The 7258-nt window shown below is 40.1% G+C and carries 7 protein-coding genes, 1 tRNA gene and 1 rRNA gene; 6 read left to right on the top strand and 3 right to left on the bottom strand.

Annotated features, from left to right (window positions below; translation table 11 throughout):
- The 3 genes from rrf to B7C41_RS19280 all read left to right on the top strand — a co-directional run bounded on the left by rrf (position 1) and on the right by B7C41_RS19280 (position 1780).
- A 5S ribosomal RNA gene (rrf, locus tag B7C41_RS19290) occupies positions 1 to 114 on the top strand.
- 43 nt (positions 115 to 157) lie between these two features.
- Positions 158 to 242: transfer RNA gene (locus B7C41_RS19285), tRNA-Tyr, on the top strand.
- Between the two features lie 161 nt (positions 243 to 403).
- Positions 404 to 1780 (top strand): DEAD/DEAH box helicase, encoded by a 1377-nt coding sequence (locus B7C41_RS19280; RefSeq protein WP_085300601.1) that lies wholly within the window; start codon positions 404 to 406, stop codon positions 1778 to 1780.
- A 43-nt stretch (positions 1781 to 1823) separates the two neighbouring features.
- Here B7C41_RS19280 and B7C41_RS19275 read toward each other — a convergent pair whose 3' ends face one another.
- Complete coding sequence (locus B7C41_RS19275) at positions 1824 to 2267, bottom strand: YaiI/YqxD family protein (RefSeq protein WP_085300600.1); 444 nt, start codon at positions 2265 to 2267, stop codon at positions 1824 to 1826.
- A 115-nt stretch (positions 2268 to 2382) separates the two neighbouring features.
- Here B7C41_RS19275 and B7C41_RS19270 point away from each other — a divergent pair, with 115 nt between their 5' ends.
- From B7C41_RS19270 to B7C41_RS19260, 3 genes are all read left to right on the top strand, one after another.
- A complete protein-coding gene (locus B7C41_RS19270; RefSeq protein WP_085300599.1) occupies positions 2383 to 2859 on the top strand; it encodes an acyl-CoA thioesterase in 477 nt (158 codons plus the stop codon).
- A gap of 75 nt (positions 2860 to 2934) precedes the next feature.
- On the top strand, positions 2935 to 3285 hold the full coding sequence (locus tag B7C41_RS19265; protein WP_085300612.1) for a DUF2750 domain-containing protein: 351 nt from the start codon (positions 2935 to 2937) through the stop codon (positions 3283 to 3285).
- A 6-nt stretch (positions 3286 to 3291) separates the two neighbouring features.
- On the top strand, positions 3292 to 4539 hold the full coding sequence (locus B7C41_RS19260; protein WP_085300598.1) for a DEAD/DEAH box helicase: 1248 nt from the start codon (positions 3292 to 3294) through the stop codon (positions 4537 to 4539).
- Positions 4540 to 4565: 26 nt separating this feature from the next.
- On the opposite strand, the gene B7C41_RS19255 is transcribed toward B7C41_RS19260, so the two are convergent.
- On the bottom strand, positions 4566 to 5828 hold the full coding sequence (locus B7C41_RS19255; protein WP_235839792.1) for a sensor histidine kinase: 1263 nt from the start codon (positions 5826 to 5828) through the stop codon (positions 4566 to 4568).
- Between the two features lie 15 nt (positions 5829 to 5843).
- A complete protein-coding gene (locus tag B7C41_RS19250; protein WP_235839791.1) occupies positions 5844 to 7235 on the bottom strand; it encodes a sigma-54-dependent transcriptional regulator in 1392 nt (463 codons plus the stop codon).
- Positions 7236 to 7258: the final 23 nt, after the last annotated feature.

Genomic DNA, 7258 nt, shown 5'->3' with positions numbered 1-7258 from the left:
CTAGCGACAATAGCGACATAGCCCCACCTGATCCCATTCCGAACTCAGTAGTGAAATGTGTTAGCGCCGATGGTAGTGTGGGAGTTCCCATGTGAGAGTAGGACATTGCTAGGCTTCTATTAAGAAATCCTGGTTAATTCCGGGTTTTCGACCCTGTGGAGGGGTTCCCGAGTGGCCAAAGGGATCAGACTGTAAATCTGACGGCTCAGCCTTCGGTGGTTCGAATCCACCTCCCTCCACCATCATTCTAAAACCCGCAACCTTGTTGCGGGTTTTTTTTTACTAAATTTTATCTTTATTTACGAACAAGATGGATGTGCTTATATTGCACTGAGTCCTTCTATAATGTATTCTGCACCGCTGTTTGACATTTGCTCAAACCTTTCCAAAAAGAGTGTATTCTATGAGTTTTACCGATCTTGGCCTATCTGCCCCAATTCAAAAAGCAATTGCTGAAAAAGGTTATACCGACCCATCACCTATTCAAGCTCAGGCAATTCCTGCTGTATTGGCGGGTAAAGATGTTATGGCTGCAGCGCAAACTGGTACGGGTAAAACTGCTGGTTTTACATTACCTATCTTAGAGATCTTATCTAAGGGTGATAAGGTTCGTGCAAATCAAGCAAGAACCTTGATTGTTACACCAACAAGAGAACTGGCTGCACAAATTGCAGAAAATGTTGAAATGTACGGTAAGCACTTACCGCTTAAATCAACAGTTGTATTCGGTGGTGTAAAAATAAACCCTCAAATGGCACGTTTACGTCAAGGGGTAGATATTCTTGTTGCAACACCTGGACGTTTGCTAGACTTATATAATCAAAATGCCATACGTTTTAATCAATTAGAAATGCTTGTGCTTGATGAAGCTGACAGAATGTTGGACATGGGATTTTTAAGAGACATCAAAAAAATATTGTCACTATTACCAAGAAATCGCCAAAATTTATTATTCTCAGCGACTTTCTCACCTGATATTCGAGAGCTTGCTAAAGGCTTAGTCAATAACCCTGTTGAGATATCGGTAAGTCCGAAAAATACCACGGCTGAAACCGTTGAGCAGTTAATTTACTCGGTCGATAAAAATAAAAAATCGCCATTATTAACTCATTTAATAAAAACTAATAATTGGCAGCAAGTTATTGTTTTTATGAAAACCAAACATGGCGCCAATAAGCTAACAAAGCAACTTGATGCAGCAGGTATTAAAGCGGCTGCTATTCATGGTAATAAAAGCCAAGGCGCACGAACGAAAGCGTTAGCGCAATTTAAGGATGGCAGCATCAATGTTTTAGTTGCTACTGATATTGCGGCGCGTGGTATTGATATTGACCAGCTACCGCAAGTAGTAAATTTTGAGCTGCCGAATGTTCCAGAAGATTATGTTCATCGCATTGGCCGCACGGGCAGGGCTGGTTCAAGTGGTCATGCTGTTTCATTAGTTTGTGCTGATGAAATAGATTTACTCAATGATGTTCAACACGTTATTCAAACACATGTACCAAGAGAGGTTGTAGCAGGTTTTGAGCCTGTGCATGAGTTGCCTGATTCACGTAAACTTAGGCCGTTAAAAGCCAATAAGCCTAAAAAAATAAAGCAAGCGAAGAAAGTGCAAGTTGAGCATAAAGATGGTCAGCGTTCGGGTGATAATGCACGTGGTCATAAGCCCGCAGGTAAAAACAAACGTCATACTGGAAATAGCTCTAACAGTAACCCTTATGCTAATAGCCCGGGTAAGCAAACAGGTAGTGGTGGTCACCGTCCAAACCCTACTAAATAATACAATTATGAAAAATGCCGTCCTAGTGTTGGCATTCTTTATATTAACGTTGTGCCAATAACTTATCGAGGTTATTGGCGAAGGCTTGTCGATCAGCTTGGCTGATTGGTGGAGCACCACCTGTATCTACGCCGCTTGAACGCATAGTATCCATAAAATCGCGCATATTAAGTCGTTGACGAATATTACTTTCTGTATAGAGCTCGCCTCTTGGGTTAAGTGCTAAGCAGCCTTTTTCAACAACCTCTGCAGCCAAAGGAATATCGGCGGTGATCACTAAATCTTTTGGCGCAGCTCGTTTGACTATTTCGTCATCAGCAACATCAAAACCTGAAGTTACCTGTATAAAACTGATTACTTTTGATGGTGGTGTTTTCAAATAGTGATTTGCTAATAAGGTCGTTGGTGTTTGTGTACGTTCTGCTGCACGAAATAATATTTCTTTTATTACCACTGGACAGGCGTCAGCATCAACCCAAATTTTCATGGTTTACCTTTATAATTTTAACTATGACATAACAGATGGTAATGTACCTCTAAACACTAGGTATTGTAAGCTTCGAGCTAGACTTCCCTAGTTAATTAATTTAATAGGAAAATAAATGAACCAACCTCAACGCGATATAACGCTTCGATTCTTAGCTGAACCACAAGATGTTAATTTTGGTGGTAAAGTGCATGGTGGTGCAGTAATGAAGTGGATAGATTTAGCTGCTTACGCATGTGCTGCCGGTTGGAGTGGCAGATATTGCGTAACGGCTTATGCAGGTGGTATTCGCTTTGTTGCGCCAATTCATGTTGGAAGCCTAGTGGAAGTAGAAGCAAAAGTTATTTATACCGGAAATTCTTCGATGCATATTGCATTAGAAGTAAATGCTTGTGATCCGAAGTCATTAAATCGGCGCTTAACCACGCACTGTATTGTTATTATGGTTGCTGTTGATCAAAATGGTCAGTCTGAACACGTACCACAGTGGGTTCCTGAGACTGAAGCTGATATAAAGCAGCATGAAAGTGCGAAAAAGTTAATGGAAATGCGTAAACAAATCGGCGAAGAGATGCAAATTTTTGTAGAATAGACTTACTATTACCTAGATTCATTTTTCATAGGAAAAACCGTGTTAGAGCAAGCAAGAATAAAGCAAATACTGCAGATGGATGATGCACAACGCGCAACATACTTTTTAAAAGAAGTCGTTGAGAATAATCAACTGTGGATACTCACTGATGAACATGGCTGCGTTATGCTCAACACGGAAGAAGAAGACTGTGTACCTGTATGGCCAAACCAAGAGTTTGCCGAAGCTTGGGCAACAGACGGGTGGCAAGAGTGCAAGCCAGAAGCTATTTCGCTCAATAAATGGTTTAGTCGCTGGTCGCATGGCCTAGCAGATGACGAACTTGCTGTGGTAGTTTTCCCAAGTCAGAATGAGCAAGGGTTAGTGTATTATCCTGATGAGCTTGAGCATGATCTTAAACAGCAACAATCGAAAAAGAAGCGATAAATTACGATGAGTTTTTCTTCATTAGCCCTAGATAAATCGCTTACTGATGTTGTTAAAGCATTAGGTTACGAACAACCAACTCCTATTCAGCAGCAAGCAATTCCCGCAATTCTTGCCAATAAAGATATTATGGCCGGAGCACAAACAGGTACAGGAAAAACAGCTGCCTTCGCTTTACCCATTTTACAGCGTTTAGGGGAGAATATCCCAGCTCAGCGGCCCATTCGTGCATTAGTATTAACGCCAACTCGTGAGCTTGCTCAGCAAGTATATAAAAGCTTTGTGCGTTATGCGGAAAATACTGAACTCAATATTGCTGTTGCATACGGTGGTGTTAGCATTAAACCGCAAATAGCAGCGATAGAGAAAGGCGTAGATGTTTTAGTTGCGACGCCAGGAAGGCTGTTAGACCATATCATTAATGGCAGTGTTTTATTGATTCACCTTGAAACCATCGTATTTGATGAAGCCGATAGAATGCTAGATATGGGCTTTAAAGATGAAATTGATCGAATTCTTAATAGATTGCCACCAACAAGGCAAACACTATTATTTTCAGCGACTTTTGATGATGCAATATTTAAGCTAAGCAAAACCTTACTTAATGAACCTGAACTTATTGAAGTAAGTGAACGCAATACAGCTGCCGCCAAAGTTGAACAAATAGTTTATACCGTTGATAGTGACCGAAAACGTGAATTAACTTCATTTCTTATCGGTTCAAAAAACTGGCAGCAAGTGCTTATTTTTACTCGCACAAAGCAATGTGCGGACGAGCTAGCAAAGGAAATGTGCAAAGACGGTGTTAAAACTCAGTCAATACATGGTGATAAATCGCAAGGGGCGCGTGATAAAGCACTTGCTGAATTTAAAGCTGGGAAAACTCGGGCGTTAGTGGCTACAGATGTTGCTGCTCGTGGTATTGATATTAGTGACTTACGTTACGTAATTAACTATGAGTTACCTTATATTGCTGAAGATTATATTCATCGTATTGGACGTACAGGCCGCGCAGGTAATGATGGCTTAGCGATTTCGCTAATGAGCCCTTCGGAAACATGGCTGCTTGAAGCCGTAGAAGAAGTACTTGATAACCGTTTAATGCAGCAATGGTTGCCAGGCTATGAACCTGATTTAACTAAAACAGAAGCGCCCGCTCGCAAAAACACCTTAGGTCGACAAAAGAAGCAAGGTCGGCAGAAAGCCTTTGGTGATAAAAGTAAATCAAAACCTAACCGACAGCGTCGACGTTAGCCTCTAGTTTATAGGTGAATTGGTCATTACTTTAATGGCCAATTCATCAATATTTTTGCCCCTCCAGCAGTATTATTATTAACTGAAAACTGACCATTGTGGTTGTGAATAATTTCAACACAAAGCGCTAAACCAATGCCTGAACCACTATTCTTGGTGGTGTAAAATGGTGTTAATACATTGGCAAGGTTAGCAAACCCAGGCCCAGTGTCATTTATTTCGACTATTTGTAAGTCGTTTTGATAATAAAGATTAATATTAACGTTAATGTTCTTTTGGCATTGCTCGGCATTCTTAAGAATATTGATGATCACCTGGGTTAATTGTGCTCGATCACCAAAACATTGATCGCTACCTAGCATAGTTACTTTACAGGTGGTTGTATCAATCATTGCTTTTGCTTCATCTAATAATTCACTAAACGAAAACCAACGGGTTTTTGGTGCTGGTAGCTGTGTTAATTGGCTATATTCGCTAATGAAAGTTAACAAACGTTGACTGCGCTGCTGAATTCGACTCAAAACCTTACGAGTTTGGGCTTCGTCTAGTTGTTCTGAGCATAACAAAGTATCTGTCATTGAGTACATTGGCGTTAACGAATTCCGCAGTTCGTGGCTTAGTACCCGGATCAAGTTTTGCTGATTATGGCTTTGTTGTTGATTTAATAATGGCGAAATATTGATCGACGTAAATAGCCATTGTTTTTCATACTGATTGTTATTGAGTTGATAACTGATGGTTTGGCTTTGCCATTTATTATTAAACTTTTCATGCAGAAATTGCTCGTTTTCTAAACTAAACCCTAATGATTGTGCGGAATTATTTACTAGCATTGGCTGTGCAATTTGTTGGTTCATTGCTTCATTGCGATAAAGTAATTTCAATTGTTGATCAAACAAGCAAACAGGTATCGGCCACGAGTCTAAAATATTGCTGAGAATATGATTAAGTGTTTTTTGTTCTTTGTTGCTATCTAAGCGCTTCGTTGCTATCAGGTGGATTTCTTTTTGTAGTTCTAATAGTAAATTATCGGGGTGCTGTTTTTTAAAGGAAAGGTTTGTTTCGTTTTCCCTCAGTACTTGGGTATAGGTCGTTAACTGCATAATGGTTTGACACCAAAAGTGGTAACAACGCCAAGCTAGCCATATCAACGGGTAGCTTAATACGAAAACTAAAGTCATAATGGCAAGAGTGCTCCATGCCATTTTCCAAGTGAGCGCAGCAGCCAAGGATAAAATCGTGATCACCGTAAGGCTTAACCCGGTGACTAGCCACTTTTCATGACTCAAAAAACTATCCTTATTTTACTGGTTCGCATCAAACTTTATGTTAAATTTTTCTAAGCGTCGGTACAAGGCGTTACGTGATATTTCTAACAGTTTTGCGGCTTCAATTACGTGGCCTGATGTGATTTTCATAGTTTTTTCGATCAACTTACGTTCAGCGGTTTCTAAAGGTTGTAGTTCAATCTTGCAGTTCGTACTGGTACCGACATCTAATAGCAGATTTTGCGCAGATATTACATTTTCTACCGTCAGTAGTACGGCTCTTTCTATCACATGTCCCAACTCTCGAACATTGCCTGGCCAATAATGGCTTTTTAATTTTGTAATTGCGTCGTCGTCGAGTGTTAACGTTTGTTTGTGGTACTTTTTGCTAAAGCTGACAATAAAATTTTCAGCTAATGCTGGAATGTCTGCGAGTCGCTCGCGTAGCGGCGGTAGTGTGATCACGAGTGTATTAAGTCGGTAGAGTAAATCTTGGCGAAAGTCACCATTATTGACCAGTTGATTTAGGTCAGCATTAGTGGCACTGATCAATCTAACATTAGTATTTTGTGTTTGGCTAGAGCCTAATATTTCATACTGACCTGATTCTAAAACACGTAATAATTTAGGTTGTAAATTGATTGGTAGTGAACCGATTTCGTCAAAAAATAAACTACCTTGATCAGCTAGCTGAAAACGACCTACGCGCTGCTGTTTTGCGTCAGTAAATGCTCCTTTTTGATGACCGAATAGTTCACTTTCGAACAAGTTATCTGGAATAGCAGCCATATTTACAGAAATTAGTGGCTGATCGCTGCGAGATGATAATTGGTGAATACGCTCTGCGAGCATTGATTTACCTGTACCATTTTCGCCAAGGATTAGTATGTTGGCGTCAGTTGGGGCAATTTGCTTTATCAGCTGTTCAACCGCTTGCATTGCAGATGATTGACAAACCCAGTGCTTACTCGTTGCGGGTAGGTTTTTGTGCTGGCTTTTACTTAACAGCTGGCGATAACCTTGATGTTCTTGCTTGATACGGGAAAAGTTTATTTGTTGCTCAATACTGTTAAGTAACTTTTCTTTTTGCCAAGGTTTTTCAATAAAATCACTAGCACCTTGTTGTAAGCCTTTGACTGCTAATTCAATGCTGCCCCATGCCGTCATTAAAATAACAGGTATATTACTTTGATCCAACTGCTGAAGAATAGCTAAACCTTCTTGTCCACTGGTGGTATCACGACTAAAGTTCATGTCGAGTAAAATGAGATCAGGTTTTTGCCTTTCGCTTTCAATTACCACTTCTTTGGCTGTGCCTGCTTCAATAGTTTTGTAGTTATGTGCAGATAGCAATAATTCCAGTGCAAGACGTATGTCTTCGTCATCATCAGCAATTAAAATAGTGGCTTGTGACTTAGTTGTATTCAAAATGTTCCTTATTAATTTGTATT

The sequence above is a fragment of the Cognaticolwellia mytili genome (assembly GCF_002104475.1).
Classification (GTDB): domain Bacteria; phylum Pseudomonadota; class Gammaproteobacteria; order Enterobacterales; family Alteromonadaceae; genus Cognaticolwellia; species Cognaticolwellia mytili.
This window is presented reverse-complemented; position numbering and strand designations above follow the sequence as displayed.

What these genes read in the sequence shown, in the direction of transcription:
- B7C41_RS19275 (WP_085300600.1), bottom strand. Translation starts at nt 2,267, where the DNA reads ATGAAAATTTGGGTTGATGCTGACGCCTGTCCAGTGGTAATAAAAGAA.
- B7C41_RS19265 (WP_085300612.1), top strand. Translation starts at nt 2,935, where the DNA reads ATGGATGATGCACAACGCGCAACATACTTTTTAAAAGAAGTCGTTGAG.
- B7C41_RS19270 (WP_085300599.1), top strand. Translation starts at nt 2,383, where the DNA reads ATGAACCAACCTCAACGCGATATAACGCTTCGATTCTTAGCTGAACCA.
- B7C41_RS19260 (WP_085300598.1), top strand. Translation starts at nt 3,292, where the DNA reads ATGAGTTTTTCTTCATTAGCCCTAGATAAATCGCTTACTGATGTTGTT.
- B7C41_RS19280 (WP_085300601.1), top strand. Translation starts at nt 404, where the DNA reads ATGAGTTTTACCGATCTTGGCCTATCTGCCCCAATTCAAAAAGCAATT.